Origin of the sequence: Shewanella sp. DW31 (assembly GCF_015767295.1) — a bacterium.
GTDB classification, from domain to species: Bacteria; Pseudomonadota; Gammaproteobacteria; order Enterobacterales; family Shewanellaceae; genus Shewanella; species Shewanella oncorhynchi.
This window is the reverse complement of sequence record NZ_JADWMP020000036.1, coordinates 1-16,386: the sequence shown is the minus strand read 5'-3', so window position 1 is coordinate 16,386 and position 16,386 is coordinate 1. Positions and strand designations below refer to the sequence as shown.

The window sequence follows — 16,386 nt, the reverse complement described above, 5'->3', positions numbered from 1 at the left end:
GCCCTTCAGTGCAAACAAGTTTTCGATAAAACGGCGTGATTGCTGAATAATTATTCGCTTTGCTAATTATTTGAATTTAGAGAATATCATTTAGAATTTTTGGTGGTTAAAGCATGAGCTTTACCCTAGGGTATGCTGAAAAGTAGGAACTCGATGCAGCTGAGTATCGAGTTCCTTTTCATGTCACGAGTTAGTAAGCAAACTTAAGCTCAGCTTCGCTGAATAATGGCTGTGCTTCCTGCTTTTGCGCCTCATAAATCAATCGATAGCTGAGGACGGCTTGAACATATTCACGGGTTTCAGTAAAGGGAATGGCCTCGATAAAGCCCATGGCATCGAGTTTGCCATCTGAGTTTGATAACCAGCGACGCACGCGAGAGGGACCCGCGTTATAGGCCGCCGTGGCGAGGATGCGGTTTTGGTTAAACTCTTTCAACAGCTGGGCATAGTAAGCGCTACCAAGATTGAGGTTAAGCTCTGCGCTGTAGAGATCCTTTGGATCGCTATATCTGGCCCCGTGTTTTTTGGCGGTAGCTTTGGCCGTGGCAGGCATAATTTGCATTAGGCCACGGGCACCTACGCCCGAGGTCGCATAAAGATAGAATGCACTTTCGCGGCGGCTAATCGCACGGATCTCATCGATGTTAACCCTATGCTTTTTGCTGGCGTGCTCAAAACCGGCTTGGTGTGCCATAGGGAAGCGTAGAGGAATATCATCCCACAACTTACCTTGAATACTGGCTTCAACACCAAAATCGTACCAGCCCTGTTCATGGGCATAGCGTCCATAGCGTGCTCGCATCGTATTGTCACTGCGTTTTAGCAGCGACATCCATTCATAGCGAGCATCGAAATAACGGTCGAGTGCCATTAACTCTTGTACTCTGACAAAGCCGAGATCATCGGTTAACTTTTGGCTATTGGCATCAACAACAGGCTCAGGGCTTTGATTGAGTGATACCGGTTTATTTAAGAACTGCGCAGCAGCAAAACCGTAAAAATTACGTTCATTACTGATTGTCGCGAGCGCTTTTATGGCGCTTTCAGGCGCTTCTTTGGCATTGGTGCGATAAAGCCAGTATTGCCAACGTTCCTTTGCCAAGGTTTCTGGTTGGAGTAGGTTCAAGTAACGGGCAATACTGCGCATGTCGTGATCGCGGATAGCCCATCTTAAACGGCGCTCAAATAGGTCGTCATTTTTCAGCTCAGTGAGCACATTGTCGACATAGTTTTTATAGTTATCATCTTGTTCAATTAAAATGCGGCGAACAAGGTATTTATCGAGTTGCTGCGCTTGTTCTGGGGTAAAACGATGGGCCTTTTGATACCGTTCATACAAATTAATGGCTTGGTCGAGATCCTTACGGGCAAGGCGTTTTAATCCTGCGGCAACAATGTCACCGACAATGGGATTTTTATCTTTAAACTTTTCGGTATGGCGCAGGCTATTGGGATCTTTATAGACGGCGACTAAACGCTTAGCTTCGTTACTATGGGTGGTGATTTTTTGGGATAAAAAACTCAGTAAACTCGTTTCGCCAGCCTCGAAACTCAGCATCATTCGCGCCCATACGACATCTTGAGTGCGTTTACCGGCTTTGGTCCATGTGTTGAAAAGAGGATCACATTCCTTTGGGCGCGAACCCCCAAATACCCAAAGTGATTGTGCGGCCGCATAAGCCGTTTTTAGATCGCCCTTGGCGAGTTTCGCCTCATAGTAATAACACTGCAGGCGGATGTCGGTAGGCGCTTCTGGGGTGATCGCAAGATAATCATTCCAGCGTTTTTGGCTACCAGCATTGTTTAAATATTTAGACCGTAACCTATTGTACATGGGTGTGGTTTCATATTTTTCAATCAAGGCTTTAGCTGCATAACCCTGTAAGGCATTAAGAGCACCGATGTCGATATCATGATCTAAATAAATCGCGAGCGGATAATTACCTAGTTTTGCCCGTAGGGGTTTATAGGTTGCATAATCTTGCTTCTTTAGGGCTTTTTCGGCCTCAAGAAAGGTTTTCTGCGTTGACGTTAACGCAAGTGCGGCAGGGGCATTCAATGCGCCTGCGAGCAATATTGCACTGGATATAACCACATTTATAACTGCTTTGCACATGGAGCGTTTGCCTCCGGGCATCAAGGTATCAATCGACATGTCCGTATCGATTTGAGGTAATTAATGGGTGTTCAATTCTTGTTATCTATCATTGCACTCGACAGGCTCGAGTTCTGTGTCTTTAGGCTCGCGGGTATGCGACAGATTAAGTTCAGCGTCGTCATCCTGAGTGTCGTTATCGTCCTGGGCTTCATTGAGCGCTTTTTCTAGCAGCATTTTATCCAGTTGTTTGCTGGTATCGACCCCGAGCTGCTGCATTAAATGGGCTTGACGCACTAGGTTGCCTTTGCCCGATGACAGCTTGTTCATTGCACTGTGATAGGTTTTCTCCGCATTATCTAAGGCGCGGCCGAGTTTTTCCATGTCTTCAATATAACCACATAACTTGTCGTAAATTCGACCCGCTTGTTTTGCAATGGTTTGTGCGTGTTGATTTTGATATTCGTAGCGCCAAATATTGTTAATTGTGCGCAGGGCCACCAACAAATTCGTTGGACTAACAAGCATGATATTCTGCTCAAGGGCAAAATTGACTAGGCTAGGATCATGCTCCAATGCCAGTAAAAATGCCGGTTCGATAGGAATAAACATCAACACATAATCGAGACTCTTAAGGCCGTGCAGATGTTGATAATCCTTTTGACTTAAGCCTTTAATGTGACTGCGAATGGAAATGACATGCTCGTTAATGGCCTGTTGGCGCAGTGCCGGATCTTCACTGTTGAAGTAGCGCTCATAACTGACCAACGACATCTTAGCATCGATGACCACATCTTTATTTTCTGGCAGATGCACAATCACATCCGGCTTAAAGCGTTTACCGCTATCATCCTTGAGATCTTGCTGAGTATGGTACTCATGGCCCTCACGTAGGCCGCTTTCCTGCAATACGCGATCGAGGATCACTTCACCCCAGTTACCTTGCTGCTTGTTATCACCCTTGAGCGCTTTGGTCAGGTTGATGGCATCTTGGCTCATTTTCAGATTGAGATCCCGCAGGTGCTCAAGCTGATGTTTAAGGGCGCTGCGTTCGGATTGTTCGTGGGTGTAGGATTCACGAATTTGCTGTCTGAATCCTTCTAGCTGTTGTTTTAATGGCCCAAGCACGCCTTCGAGTTGGCTGGCATTTTGGTGCTTAAAGTTTTCGCTACGTTCTTCAAAAATACGGTTTGCGAGGTTTTCAAATTGGGTTTGTAAACGCACTTCGGCCGATTCTAAGCTGGCAATTTTATCCTGCAGCGATTCTTGCTGGGCATCTGCCTTGGCTTGAATGGTTTGCTGCATGGCATTGGATTTCGAAAGGGCTAATTGGAGCTCTAACTGACGGCGCTGGCTATCATTTAATTGCTGCTCTAAGGTGGGAACGCGTTCGGCTAAGGCCTCGGCTTTGCCCAGTTGTTCAATTTTGAGCTCAAGGCGTTGCTGGTATTGACGTAATTGCGCTTCTTTGTCATCGACCAAAATTTGCTGTTGTGCTAAGGATAATTCTGCATCTTCATTGACTTGACGCATTTCTTGCTCAAGTTGGTCTTTGTGTAGTTGCCAGCGTTGGCGGGTGAGTCTTTGATTGAGCAGAGCACCGATCAACAGGCCTAAGAAGGCAATGGCGAGAAGGCCGATGATTTCGGCGACAGAAAAAGATTGAGAAAATGGCATGATCAATAGCACTCCTTTAGCTTTGGCGCTTAGGTTCGCATGCCCCCCAACAGGCTTCAAGCCCTTTAATCAACTATATCTGCGCTTAATGCTTGAATGAGCAAGTCTTATACGTTTAAGGTGAATTTATTCACGGGTGGAAAGTTTTTCTGGCTTTTACCTGTCTATATAAGAGTGAGCGATACAGACGAGCGCCAGAGAAGGTTTTTATCGCGACTCGGTGGCTTTAATCATTGGATGGTAGAGGTGTCAATTGGCTAAACATTCCCGTTTTACCCCAGGTATTCTTAAAAAAGCGCAGTGGCACATTCAAGACAATCAAGTGACGCCCGAAGCGGTATTTCGCTCGCGTCGGCAAATTGTAAAAGCCATGGGACTCGGTGCTATCGGTGCCAGCGTGCCCGGTTATGTTCAGGCCGGATTATTCGATCTATTTGGCGATCAACCTAAGTCCTCATTTATCACTACTCCACTGACGTTTCAATCCAATAAGCAGTACGGTGACGCCGATGTGTTAACCCCGTTTGATAAGGTGACGCAGCATAATAATTTCTACGAATTTGGTACAGACAAGCAAGATCCCTTCAATAATGCCCAAGGCTTTAAAGTCGACCCTTGGCAACTGCGTATCGAAGGTGAAGTTGAACGGCCCATGACCTTAGATTTTAATGATCTGACTAAAATGTTCCCGCTTGAGGAGCGTAACTATCGCCTGCGCTGCGTTGAAGCTTGGTCTATGGTGATCCCTTGGGTGGGGTTCCCGCTGGCGGCATTATTGAAAAAAGTTGGCGTCACCAGTAAGGGCAAGTATGTCGCCTTCGAAACCGCTTTTGATCCCGAGCAAATGCCGGGGCAGAAGAGCCGATTAATGGGGGGCGGTATTCATTATCCCTATGTTGAAGGCCTCACGATAGCCGAAGCAATGAACGATTTAACCTTAATGTCGGTGGGTTTGTACGGTAAAACCTTGCCACCGCAGAACGGCGCGCCCATTCGCTTAGTGGTGCCGTGGAAATACGGCTTTAAGAGTATTAAATCAATCGTGCGAATTCGCGTCATGGATAAACAACCGCCGACCAGCTGGAATCAGCTTGCCTCACACGAGTATGGATTTTATGCCAACGTTAATCCGGCGGTGGATCATCCACGCTGGTCGCAGGCCACAGAGCGTCGTATCGGCGAGGGGGGATTGTTTTCAGCAACCCGAATCGATACCCAGCCGTTCAACGGTTACGGCGAGTTTGTGGCTTCACTGTATGACGGCATGGATCTGAGGAAATACTATTGATGATTGGTTTGTTGTTTGGGGATTCGCTATTAAGCGGGGACAAACTATGTTGAGATTAACCGCTAAGCACTTGTTTTGGCTAAAGGCGTTATTTCATTTGTTGGGTTTAGTGCCCATCGTCTACCTTGTGCTTACCGTGGTGCTTGGCCGTGCGGGTGGCGATCCCGTGCAGCACATTATTCACTACACAGGCATAGGCGCATTAAATGCGCTAGCGGCGACCTTACTGATCTCACCGATTGCCAAGTTGACCAAGCAAGGGCTGTTGATGCAGACCCGCCGTTTAGTGGGTTTATATGTGTTTGCCTATGCCACTTTGCATATATTGGCCTTTTTTAGTTTAGATCTGTTGTTTGCTTGGGAATTACTGTTTAGCGAGGTCGTAAAACGGCCGTATATTTTAGTCGGCGCAGTGGCTTATCTTATCGTCACCGCCTTGGCGATAACTTCGTTTAAAGCCTTGATGCGTAAGATGGGACGTCGTTGGCAAACCTTGCACTATGGAGTGTATTTAGTCGCGATATTAGCGCCAATCCATTTTTACTGGTCGGTAAAATCGGAAATCATCGAGCCGAGTCTGTATATCGTAGGTTTTAGTGTGTTGCTGCTGTGGCGCACGCCTTGGTTTAAACGTCATTTCAGCCGTAAAGTGGCGAACAAAACCGAGCGAAAGCTGACACAAGATAAAGCTTCGATAAAGTCGGTTTAAACGCATGGCGTGAGCAGTAAATCACTGGCTTGATTTATGTTTCTTTGTGCCTAACGCAAGATATAAATTATAAAAACAAAAATGCCGAATCAAGATTCGGCATTTCTCATTTAGCGAACTGTTCTGCTCAGTTAATCTAGCTCAGTTAATCTTCTTGCTCAGGTGGCAAGACTTAACCTAAACCTTGAGTCGCTGATTTCATTTGAATAAACTCAATTTTATAACCGTCTGGATCTTCAACAAACGCAATCTCAGTGGTACCTCCTGCGACAGGACCTGGGGCGCGAGTCACTTTGCCTCCGGCTGCGGCAATCGCAGCGCAACGGGCGTAGATATCTTCATCGCCAATCGCTAAGTGGCCAAAGCCTGTGCCTAAATCGTATTTGTCAGTGCCCCAGTTATAGGTCAGTTCAACCACGGCTTGGCCTGTGGATTCTTCACCATAACCCACGAAAGCTAAAGAATATTTGTACTCTGGATTTTCAGAGGTGCGAAGTAGTTTCATGCCGAGCACTTCAGTATAAAAAGCAATACTGCGTTCTAAGTTACCGACGCGGATCATAGTATGTAATAGTTGCGACATAGGTCCTCTCTCTAAATAGATTACGGGGTGGAGTATACCAAAAATCCGTAGATGGACCTCGATAAATGTCAGCCATTGTTTTTACAGCGCTTGACCCAGATTAACGCTTAGGATAGGGAAATGATTGTCTGTAAGAGGAATTTTCAGGATTTAGAAGAGAAAATTGCCGATAAATTGGCTATCGCTCACAAAACACAGAGACAAACATGGGTTTTTATCACTGGGTTGATAATAATGTAGCCATACCAACTAGGAGAGTGAATGATGAACACCGAACTTAAAATGGCTTTAGGCACCACAGTTGTTATTGCTTTATTTTTCAGTGCTTTTTTTGTTTCAATGTTTTAACGACTAATACAAGTTTGAGTTAACCCAGTTCCAAGTTAAGCAAAAAAGCCGCTATTGCGGCTTTTTGTTTGTCTGAAATCCAGTCTAATCAATGTGAAAACAACACTGAAACGTCAATTTGCTTCACTCAGTTGATTCGAAGCTTAATCTTCAGGATAAATTTTTTCTTTAAATTCACACAAGTCTTCAATGATACAACTACCACAGCGGGGTTTGCGCGCAAGGCAAGTGTAGCGGCCATGCAGGATAAACCAGTGGTGCACATCGACTTTAAATTCTGCCGGCACGACTTTTAGCATTTTCTCTTCCACTTCGACTACGTTCTTGCCGGGTGCGAATTTAGTGCGATTGGCGAGGCGGAAAATATGGGTGTCGACGGCGATGGTTGGCCAACCAAAGGCAGTGTTTAGTACCACGTTAGCCGTCTTGCGGCCAACGCCTGGCAGAGACTCTAGGGCTTCGCGGTTTTCTGGCACTTCACCATTGTATTTCTCAATTAAGATCTCACAGGCTTTGATCACATTGATGGCTTTGTTGTTATATAAGCCTATGGTTTTTATGTATTGCTTTAAACCTTCTACGCCAAGGGCATAAATGCTGTGGGCCGTGTTCGCCACAGGAAAGAGTTTATCCGTTGCCTTGTTAACACTCACATCTGTTGCTTGGGCCGATAACGTCACTGCCACTAGCAGTTCGAAGGGACTTGAAAAATTGAGTTCGGTTTCAGGTTTGGGATTGTTATCGCGAAGACGAGTGAGGATCTGGATACGTTTTTCTTGATTCATGTACGATTCCTGCGCTGTGGTGGGTTTCAACTCTCAACCGTTCATTATCACTATCTTATTAATGATGATTGATGAGTTTACAACCCACGTTCGCTGATTTTCTTATGCTTTGAGTTTTGCCGCTCATCATGTGCTAGGCACACATTAAACGCGTTAACACTAGGGCATATCTGATCGCCATAATGCCTGTCGTTACTTGAAAGCCTAACCTACCTTAGTGATCCGTGCGCGGGTAATACTCGGCTCTGCGGCGACATGAGGTTGGCGTTCTTTGACTTTTTTATCAATCACATTTTTCAATGCGATCAATAATCCCATCACGATGAATGCGCCGGGTGGCAGCATAGCAAGGAGAAATGGGGTATCGACTTGCCATAGATGCATGGTTAACGATTTAGCCCATGGGCCGAGCAGTTGATCCGCACCATCAAACAGTGTGCCTTGACCTAAGATTTCCCGCGTTGCGCCCAGCACTGTAAGCACTAAAGTAAAACCAAGGCCCATCATTAAGCCATCGAAGGCGGCACTAAACGCATTATTGCGCGAGGCAAAGGCTTCGGCGCGGCCGATGATGATGCAGTTAGTCACAATTAATGGCAGGAAGATCCCAAGGGATAAATACAGGCCGTAGGCATAGGCATTGATGAGCAGTTGCACTGTGGTGACTAGCGCGGCGATGATCATCACAAACACAGGAATACGAATTTCTTTGGGCACATAGTCGCGCACCAGTGACACCAAAATGTTAGAGCCAATCAGCACCAGCATAGTGGCTAGACCAAGGCCAAGGGCGTTAGTGATCGTTGCAGTAACCGCGAGTAGCGGACATAAACCTAACAGTTGCACTAGGCCTGGGTTGTTTTTCCACAGTCCTTGCCACGCAATTTCGCGATAATTAGTCATGGTTGGCCTCACAATTTAGCGGCTGGCTGAAAATTTGTGCTTGGTTAGTGCTGAAATACCATACCGCGTTTTTGACTGCTTTAACATAAGCGCGCGGGGTGATGGTTGCACCGGTAAATTGGTCAAAATCGCCGCCATCTTTTTTAACTAACCATTGCTTATCATCTGCAGAACCCAACACTTTACCAACAAACTGAGTGACCCAATTCGATTTACGTAGTTCAATTTTGTCACCCAGCCCGGGTGTTTCTTGGTGGGACAAGGTACGTACGCCTAAGACTTCACCTTGGATATTAATTCCAACAATTAATTTGATATTACCGCTATAGCCATCGGGTGCTATGGCTTCCATGGCGATAGCGACAGGCTTGCCTGCATGGGTAGCAATATAGGCCGGCATTGGACTATCCGTGCCTAATGCTTCTTTGTTTAATAGCAAGGTACACTGAGCGGTAAGCTCGTTATCATGTATTTCATCAGGGATTAATTGTTGCAATACTCGCATCAATTCCTGTTGTTCTTGCTGCTTAATCTTGTCAAAGGTTTGTTGATTGACAGCGGCGACGAGACCCGTGCAAATCAAGGCAAACAGTGCCAATAAAAAACCATTTTTAATCATCGGATTTTTCAACTCTTTTTCCTTAAGCTCTCGTTGCCAGCAGAATGACATTATCTTGTAGCATGACTGTAGTCCGCCCAATGGCCTTAGCTAGCTGAATGACCATAGGTGCGTGGCCGCACATAGTAGTCAATAAAGGGAGCGCAGAGGTTAGCCAATAACACAGCAAAGGCAAAGGCGTCAGGGTAACCGCCTTTAATGCGGATGATATACACCAACACACCAATTAACGCGCCGAAGATAATGCGACCACGGGGGCTGGTTGCTGCTGTGACGGGATCGGTTGCGATAAAAAATGCCGCTAACATGGTCGCGCCAGAAAACAAATGTAATAGGGGACTGCCTTGGGTATCGGGCGACAGTAAGAAACCGATACTCGCTGCAACAAAGAGCCCCAATAACACGCCAGTACTGATGTGCCAACGAATGGCTTTCAGTTTAAGTAACACTAAACCGCCAGCCAGATAAGCTAAATTCACCCAGAACCAACCTACGCCTGTGCTGCCATCAAAAATGGCTTTAGTCAGGCTTTCTGTGGTGGTTAATCCTAGGGATAAATCGGTTTTAAGGGTATCGAGTGGCGTCGCCATTGCGATGCCATCTATCCCTAAACGAAACTGTTCCAAGTTAACGTGGGCGCCAATGTTGAAGATAAGTTGCAAGCTCTCAGCTAGGCTAGGCGAATGCAGCGCAACGGTACTCGGTGCTATCCAAGTGGTCATTTGCACTGGGAATGAGATTAGCAGCAATACATACGCCGCCATTGCAGGGTTAAACAGGTTATGGCCTAAACCGCCGTAAAGGTGCTTAACGATAACGATCGCAAAGGCGGTGCCCATCACTATCATCCACCAAGGTGCTAGGGGAGGAATGGCGACACCAATCAAGATTGCGGTCAGCATGGCGCTGTTATCGCTAAGGCTGGCTTTGATATTACGATTGCGAAGTTTCATCACCGCAGCCTCACAGCTTAAGGCAACTATAATCGCAAGCAGCACTTGAACAAGCGTGCCCCAGCCAAAAAAGGCGCATTGCACCACAAGGCCCGGCAGTAAACATAAAATCACCCTTTGCATCACAGTTGAGGTATGCAAATTACGTGTAACATGGGGTGATGAGGCTATTTTAAACGCCATTGTGTTCCCTTTTCATCATTCTGTTCTTAATCATTAGCAACACTTGAATCGCTCGAAGCTCCGGCTTCTTGGGCGAGTGCCGCTTTTTTGGTTTTTGCCTTGGCGATGGTCGCAGCAATCCGTGCTTTTTTAAGCTCATCGCCTGATAAGGCTGCCGTTTCAATGGGTTCTGCGGATGGTAAAACGGCTTCAGGTTTGGCTGCTGCTATCGACGGCGATGCCATGTTAGCTTTAGTTTGAATGTCGTCAACGGACTCTATTTCAGACTCAGTTTTAGACTCAGTTTTAGACTCAGCTGCTGATGCCGCAGCTATTTTCTTCGCTTTAGCACGAGCAACAGCGGCGGCAACTTTGGCCTTTTTAATCGCTTCAGCGTCGTTAACGTCAGTAGCGGTAGCTTCTTTATCATCATTCACATCTGCTTGAACGCTAGCTGCGGAATCAACTGCTGGAGTCGCGGTCTGAGTTAAATCATTGTCAGCATTTGTCTCAACTTGCTGCGCGGCTTTTTTCGCTTTAGCACGGGCAACCGCGGCGGCTACTTTGGCTTTCTTAATCGCTTCTGAATCATTAACGTCACTAACGCTAACATCACTAACGCTAACGTCAGTATTGCTAACTTCAATATCACTAGCGGCGGTTTCTGCTTGCTGCGCCGCTTTCTTGGCTTTTGCCCGCGCGACTGCGGCAGCCACTTTGGCCTTTTTATCATCGGCAGCGCTGGCTTCTGGTGTACTGTCAGCCGTTTCAGCCGTTTCAAGCGGCGCGGTATCGGCTTGCTGAGCCGCCTTTTTAGCTTTGGCGCGAGCAATGGCCGCGGCGACTTTGTCCTTCTGAGATAACGGCGCTTCTTGCGCGATTGCATCTGTTGCTAAGAAGGATTCATCACTGGCATCAACATTCACCACATTGTTTGTATCTGCACCATTTGTATCAGCACCATTGGCATTCACTTGGGCGGCTTTCTTCGCCTTAGCGCGGGCGATGGCTGCGGCAACTGCAGCTTTACCCTTGGGCGCGTCTGTCGTATCAGTGCTTGTTACGTTTGATGATTCTTCATTCGACAACTCTTCAGTTGCTGATTGTGCCGCTGCGGCTTTTTTCGCGGCGATCCGTGCCATGGCTTCGGCTACGGCATTTTTATCCGTGCCAGTCATAGTCGCTTGTCGGCGCTCTGCGGCTTCTTTGGCCTTAGCTTCACGGGCAAGCTTTTCTTCTTCAAGACGCGCTAAACGGGCATCAAAACGCTGTTTAGCGCGCTCCGCTTGCTGCTTCTCATCGGCGGCTTGTTTAAGTGCAGATTTGGCAATGCGGTAATACTCGACTAAGGGAATATCACTCGGGCAGACGTAACTACAACAACCGCATTCAATACAATCCTTTAGATTGTAACTGGCTGCTTTGTCATATTCTTCGGCCTTGGCGTGCCAAAAGAGTTGCTGTGGCAATAAGAGTGCAGGGCAGGCATTGGCGCATTCGCCGCAGCGGATACAGGCTTTTTCTTCTGGCGTAGTTCCTATTTCTTGGCTGCTTGGCACCAGAATACAGTTAGTACCTTTTAAAATAGGCACTTGGATATTCGCCAATGCATGGCCCATCATAGGCCCGCCAATAATCACCTTTTGTTCAGGTTCTGGCGTGAACTCAGTCGCAGCTAGCACATGCTCAACAGGTGTGCCTATCGGTAACCAGTAGTTCCCCGGTTTACCGACATTTTTGCCCGTCACAGTCACAACACGCTCAATCAGCGGTTTACCTTGGGTAACCGCTTGATGAATCGCAAAGGCAGTGCCGACGTTATGCACGACGATACCAAGTTTGGCGGGAATCGCGCCCGAGGGCACTTCGCGGCCAGTAATGATTTGAATTAACTGCTTTTCACCACCAGAAGGATATTTTGTCGGAATGACCGTTACCCGAATACTATCCGCTGGGAGCCCACATTGGACGACTGCAGCTTGCATGGCTTTGGCCGCTTCTGGCTTATTATCTTCAATGGCGATAACAATGCGTTTTGGCGTTAATAACCGATGAATAATGCCAATACCGGCGAGGATATCTTGGCTGTATTCGCGCATTAATCTGTCATCGGCGCTGATATAAGGTTCGCACTCGACGCCGTTGATGATGACTAAATCAATTTCACTGACCGGATTAAGCTTAATATGAGTTGGAAACGCCGCGCCGCCCATGCCTGCAATGCCAGCAGCACGGATCTTATCGATCATCTGCTGATGGGTTAAATCCTCAAGCTCATTTTGCACCAGCTCACACCAAGTGTCTTTGCCATCGGCTTGGATAACGCAAGTGTTAACTGGCAATGCTGAAGCATGGTTACTGGCCCTTGGCTCAATGGCAACGATAGTGCCTGATGTCGGCGCATGCACAGGTAAATGCCAAATGGAGGTACCTTGAGTTAACGGTGTGCCTTTTAATACGCTATCGCCGATGTTTACCGCAAGTGTGCAGTTTTCACCGACTTGAGGGATGGGCACTAAGTACGTAGTGGCTAAGGGCAGTTGGCTAATCGGCGTCGCGTTCGAGAGGAATTTGACTTCGGGTGGATGTATACCACCGGGTGAGCGCCAAAGGGTTCCTTTATCTAATTGATCTAATAAAGTTAACACCGCTTTTCCTCTTCTAACTGTGGGTCTTGGTTCTGAATCTCTTGAATGAGAGTCACTGGGATGGCATTTAAGCGCCAGTTCCAATTTTTAAGATTCTGGGTGACTGGGATCATATCAATACAATCGACGGGACAAGGCTCAACACAGAGATCGCAACCCGTGCAATCGGTCGTCAACACAGTATGCATAAGCTTACCTGCACCGATAATCGCATCCACGGGGCAGGCTTGAATACACTTAGTGCAGCCAATACATTCGTCTTCACGTATGTAGGCGACCTTTTTTACTTGAGATTGTGCTTCGGCATTCAGCGGCTCTGGCTCGACGCCCATCAGGGTCGCCAGTTTTTCCATGGTGGCAGTGCCGCCGGGAGGGCATTTGTTGACTTTATCGCCGTTGGCAATCGCTTCAGCATAAGGGCGACAGCCAGGGTAACCACATTGACCACATTGGGTTTGTGGCAGAATCGCTTCGAGTTCATCAACAATCGGATTGCCTTCAACCTTAAATTTAACGGCGGCAAAACCGAGTAATAGTCCAAAGACTAATGCCAATAGGGTCAACAATATGACTGCAATTAAAATTCCGGACATCTTACTTAACCAATCCTGTGAATCCCATAAAGGCGAGGGACATAAGACCTGCGGTGATCATCGCTATGGCGCCGCCTTTGAAAGGTAAGGGGACATCTGCGGCAGCTAAACGTTCGCGCATCGCCGAGAAGAGAATTAACACTAATGAGAAGCCTAACGCAGCACCAAAGCCATAGATAGCCGATTGGATAAAATCGTGCTTCTCGTTAACGTTCAATAGGGCAACACCCAACACAGCACAGTTAGTTGTGATCAGCGGCAGGTAAATCCCTAAAGCGCGATGCAGTGCAGCACTGGTTTTTTGCACCACCATTTCAGTAAATTGCACCACAACCGCAATCACTAAAATGAAGCTCATGGTTCGCAGGTAGCTCAGATCAAAGGGCAATAGTAGATACTGGTTGACGAGGTAACTGAGAATAGAGGCTAACGTCAGTACAAAAGTGGTCGCCATAGACATGCCAATAGCGGACTCCAGTTTACTGGAGACCCCCATGAAAGGACACAAGCCTAAGAATTTCACTAAAACGAAATTGTTGACCAGTACTGTACTGATCAACAAGAGGAGATATTCAGTCATCTCAATACTTTTCTAAACGGATCTTGGCCGTATTATCGACTTTTCCGTTTGCATAAACAACATATAGAATGCAGGGTTAACCATCTTTACTGTAAATTTTGGCGACGAATTAACCCGTTAAAGTATTAAATTTGATCTGTAATCGCCATGGCTTGGGGCTGTGCTATGTAATAGCCTTGCAATCCATCAACTAAGAGTTTTTCGAGGGTGAGTTTTTCTTCTTGGCGTTCGACGCTGGTCGCAATAACCCGAATGCCTATCCGTCTTGCAACATCCACCATCATACGGACGAAGAACTTATTATTGCTGTCTTCATCAATGTTCGATGTGTAGCTGCCATCAAGCTTTATGTAGTCTGGGCGCACTTCACTGAAGAATTTGAAGGACGTAAAACTCATGCCAAAACGCTCAATCGACACCCGTGATCCAACACTATGTATTTCGCGAACGAACTTATAGCTTGCCCCTAAGTTAGACTGCATACCTGACTCATTGATCTCAAATACTAAGCGCGAAGCGATGTATTTTTGCTTGCCTAAAATGTCCTTTAGCCAAGCGACAAACATATCTTGATGCGCAGAAAATGCGCTGATATTGATGCCAAAGTTACCCGAAATGGTCGGGTTTTCCTTAAGCATTCTTAATGCACTGATCACCACCAGTTTATCTAATTCAGAACTCATACCGTGACGTTCGGCCATAGCGATCACTGTGGTGGTCGGTAAAAACTTACCTTCGCTATTGTAAAAGCGCGCCAACAACTCACGGTAAACCTCTACATCAGTTCGGCAGGGCTGAATTGGCTGTTGGTAGAATTTTAATGCTTGGCGAGTGACTAAATCATTGATCGCCATTTTCCAGCGATCATCACCAAACTGCTCGTCACCATTGAGTTTTTCTTGGATATGATAGCTATTAGGCCCAAGGGTCTGAGCTATGCTGACTGCGGTATCCGCAATCGTCAGCAAATTAACCGCATCGGTACCTTGGTGATAGGGAACTAAACCGATATGGGCAACAGATTCCGCTTTTGTCATCTGCAAATATTCATCAAGATAAATTTTTAATTGATCTAAAAATTTTGGCGCATCCTTCAGCATGACATCAGGAATAAAGATGGCAAAATCAGCGCTCGATACCCTGAAACATTCTGCATCTGAATACTTACTACAGGCTTTGCGGATACAATTTGCCACCCTTGAAAGATAATCATCCCCCGCTGTTCGCCCTTGTTTTTGGTTGATTTGCGCAAGCTCTGTCGCCTTAACCATTGCCATCAGCCCCAATTGAGGAATATCGGGATTACTTATGGTTTCTAATTTTTGGGTAAAGCGCTGGCGACTACCAAAACCCGTCACTGTGTCTTGATAGGCCGCTTTATGCAGCTTTTCATTCTCTTGATTGAGTTTATCGATTTGGGCTTTAAGTTGAAGACGACACTCTTCAAGGGATATTCCAATGGGGTTGAGCTCACCTGTGAGTTTTGATGATGCGACAGCAGAAAACCCTAACTCAGGTATTTTTGAAATATAATCAGCAGCATAACGTATCGCCGCCCTATGTTTTGACATTAACAGAATAAACACTAACAGCAAGATAAGGTAAGCCACCAGTAACATGACACCGAGCTTTTGAGTATGACTAATCGAAGTTTCAATCGCTTGGTTTGCACTGAGTTTGACTTGTAAACGACCGGTTGCCAATTTTTGTGTATGACTGAGCTCGATAGAAAATAAACGGGCTAAAGGATGAGGATGTTGGCTGTCTAAACGACCTTCGGTATGACTCCGTTGGCCATCGGTATCATCAATATATTGGAAAAATTGGAATGGGTAATTTTCAGAAAGCTTTTTGAAGAGTTCGGCGCCATCACCTTGCCATTGCTGGTAGCGGGTTAAACTGGTTTTAAAGCTATCCAGTTCTTGCTGTTGTTGGATTTGTAATTGGCTATTTTCGCTTTGATATACCCAAGCAAAAAGACCTAAGAAAATAAGCAGTAAAAAAATTGGATATGATTTTGACATGGCCATAAAAATCCGCTCTATTTTTTTGGGTGAGCTCAAACAGGATAAGTTTAAGTCAAGAATACTTAACTGCAGCTATCTGTGTGATGACACTCATAAATTTTTATTAATAAGCTGATAACAGTGTAACTGCATTTGCTTAAAAACAAAACGGAAAAGAATAGGGTAACTAGAAGCCAGAAGAGGCAAAGACACGGGAATAAAACGAAGAATAAATTGGCTCCCCTGACTGGACTTGAACCAGTGACATACGGATTAACAGTCCGCCGTTCTACCGACTGAACTACAGGGGAGTAGAGGTGCGATATTGCTATCGACTTTACAGAAATAACACTTTTTAAATGGCTCCCCTGACTGGACTTGAACCAGTGACATACGGATTAACAGTCCGCCGTTCTACCGACTGAACTACAGGGGAA

At 46.3% G+C, this 16,386-nt stretch carries 13 protein-coding genes and 2 tRNA genes; 2 read left to right on the top strand and 13 right to left on the bottom strand.

The window, feature by feature from the left end; all coding sequences use genetic code 11:
- Positions 1-190: 190 nt before the first annotated feature.
- Both GWI56_RS20860 and rmuC read right to left on the bottom strand, forming a co-directional pair.
- Positions 191-2,116, bottom strand: coding sequence for a transglycosylase SLT domain-containing protein (locus GWI56_RS20860; RefSeq protein WP_198573957.1), 1,926 nt, complete (start codon positions 2,114-2,116; stop codon positions 191-193).
- 81 nt (positions 2,117-2,197) lie between these two features.
- Positions 2,198-3,772, bottom strand: coding sequence for a DNA recombination protein RmuC (rmuC, locus tag GWI56_RS20855; protein ID WP_198573950.1), 1,575 nt, complete (start codon positions 3,770-3,772; stop codon positions 2,198-2,200).
- Between the two features lie 253 nt (positions 3,773-4,025).
- On the opposite strand from rmuC, the gene msrP reads away from it, so the two are divergent.
- Together msrP and msrQ are read left to right on the top strand one after the other, a co-directional pair.
- The gene (msrP, locus tag GWI56_RS20850) at positions 4,026-5,060 is read left to right on the top strand and encodes a protein-methionine-sulfoxide reductase catalytic subunit MsrP (RefSeq protein ID WP_198573949.1); all 1,035 of its coding nucleotides are present in this window, start codon (positions 4,026-4,028) and stop codon (positions 5,058-5,060) included.
- Between the two features lie 46 nt (positions 5,061-5,106).
- Positions 5,107-5,769 carry a protein-methionine-sulfoxide reductase heme-binding subunit MsrQ gene (msrQ, locus tag GWI56_RS20845; protein ID WP_028760021.1) on the top strand — a complete coding sequence of 221 codons (663 nt, stop codon included), beginning with the start codon at positions 5,107-5,109 and terminating at the stop codon, positions 5,767-5,769.
- Between the two features lie 172 nt (positions 5,770-5,941).
- Here the strand turns inward: msrQ and gloA are convergent, their stop codons facing one another.
- The 11 genes from gloA to GWI56_RS20790 all read right to left on the bottom strand — a co-directional run bounded on the left by gloA (position 5,942) and on the right by GWI56_RS20790 (position 16,385).
- The gene (gloA, locus tag GWI56_RS20840; RefSeq protein ID WP_006087315.1) at positions 5,942-6,352 is read right to left on the bottom strand and encodes a lactoylglutathione lyase; all 411 of its coding nucleotides are present in this window, start codon (positions 6,350-6,352) and stop codon (positions 5,942-5,944) included.
- Between the two features lie 491 nt (positions 6,353-6,843).
- Positions 6,844-7,485: an endonuclease III gene (nth, locus tag GWI56_RS20835; protein ID WP_028760020.1), complete on the bottom strand. Its 642-nt coding sequence runs from the start codon at positions 7,483-7,485 to the stop codon at positions 6,844-6,846.
- A 204-nt stretch (positions 7,486-7,689) separates the two neighbouring features.
- A complete protein-coding gene (locus GWI56_RS20830; protein ID WP_198573948.1) occupies positions 7,690-8,388 on the bottom strand; it encodes an electron transport complex subunit E in 699 nt (232 codons plus the stop codon).
- Positions 8,381-9,019 (bottom strand): electron transport complex subunit RsxG, encoded by a 639-nt coding sequence (rsxG, locus tag GWI56_RS20825; protein ID WP_105252444.1) that lies wholly within the window; start codon positions 9,017-9,019, stop codon positions 8,381-8,383. Before rsxG ends, GWI56_RS20830 begins: the two co-directional genes overlap by 8 nt.
- Before the next feature lie 74 nt (positions 9,020-9,093).
- Positions 9,094-10,143, bottom strand: coding sequence for an electron transport complex subunit RsxD (gene rsxD, locus GWI56_RS20820; protein WP_198573947.1), 1,050 nt, complete (start codon positions 10,141-10,143; stop codon positions 9,094-9,096).
- Between the two features lie 26 nt (positions 10,144-10,169).
- Complete coding sequence (gene rsxC / locus GWI56_RS20815; RefSeq protein ID WP_198573946.1) at positions 10,170-12,770, bottom strand: electron transport complex subunit RsxC; 2,601 nt, start codon at positions 12,768-12,770, stop codon at positions 10,170-10,172.
- Positions 12,764-13,363: an electron transport complex subunit RsxB gene (gene rsxB, locus GWI56_RS20810; protein WP_063884360.1), complete on the bottom strand. Its 600-nt coding sequence runs from the start codon at positions 13,361-13,363 to the stop codon at positions 12,764-12,766. Before rsxB ends, rsxC begins: the two co-directional genes overlap by 7 nt.
- 1 nt (position 13,364) lies before the next feature.
- Entirely contained in the window at positions 13,365-13,943 is a 579-nt protein-coding gene (gene rsxA / locus GWI56_RS20805) for an electron transport complex subunit RsxA (protein WP_006081543.1), read from the bottom strand.
- A gap of 125 nt (positions 13,944-14,068) precedes the next feature.
- Positions 14,069-15,973: a GGDEF domain-containing protein gene (locus GWI56_RS20800; protein ID WP_173496684.1), complete on the bottom strand. Its 1,905-nt coding sequence runs from the start codon at positions 15,971-15,973 to the stop codon at positions 14,069-14,071.
- 211 nt (positions 15,974-16,184) lie between these two features.
- Positions 16,185-16,260: transfer RNA gene (locus tag GWI56_RS20795), tRNA-Asn, on the bottom strand.
- 49 nt (positions 16,261-16,309) lie between these two features.
- Positions 16,310-16,385 (bottom strand) — tRNA-Asn (locus GWI56_RS20790).
- Position 16,386: the final 1 nt, after the last annotated feature.

Bases quoted from the DNA above. Each gene is read 5' to 3' on its own strand.
- GWI56_RS20830 (WP_198573948.1), bottom strand. From the start codon at position 8,388: ATGACTAATTATCGCGAAATTGCGTGGCAAGGACTGTGGAAAAACAAC.
- msrQ (WP_028760021.1), top strand. From the start codon at position 5,107: ATGTTGAGATTAACCGCTAAGCACTTGTTTTGGCTAAAGGCGTTATTT.
- rsxB (WP_063884360.1), bottom strand. From the start codon at position 13,363: ATGTCCGGAATTTTAATTGCAGTCATATTGTTGACCCTATTGGCATTA.
- gloA (WP_006087315.1), bottom strand. From the start codon at position 6,352: ATGTCGCAACTATTACATACTATGATCCGCGTCGGTAACTTAGAACGC.
- GWI56_RS20860 (WP_198573957.1), bottom strand. From the start codon at position 2,116: ATGTGCAAAGCAGTTATAAATGTGGTTATATCCAGTGCAATATTGCTC.
- rsxA (WP_006081543.1), bottom strand. From the start codon at position 13,943: ATGACTGAATATCTCCTCTTGTTGATCAGTACAGTACTGGTCAACAAT.
- GWI56_RS20800 (WP_173496684.1), bottom strand. From the start codon at position 15,973: ATGGCCATGTCAAAATCATATCCAATTTTTTTACTGCTTATTTTCTTA.
- rmuC (WP_198573950.1), bottom strand. From the start codon at position 3,772: ATGCCATTTTCTCAATCTTTTTCTGTCGCCGAAATCATCGGCCTTCTC.
- rsxD (WP_198573947.1), bottom strand. From the start codon at position 10,143: ATGGCGTTTAAAATAGCCTCATCACCCCATGTTACACGTAATTTGCAT.
- nth (WP_028760020.1), bottom strand. From the start codon at position 7,485: ATGAATCAAGAAAAACGTATCCAGATCCTCACTCGTCTTCGCGATAAC.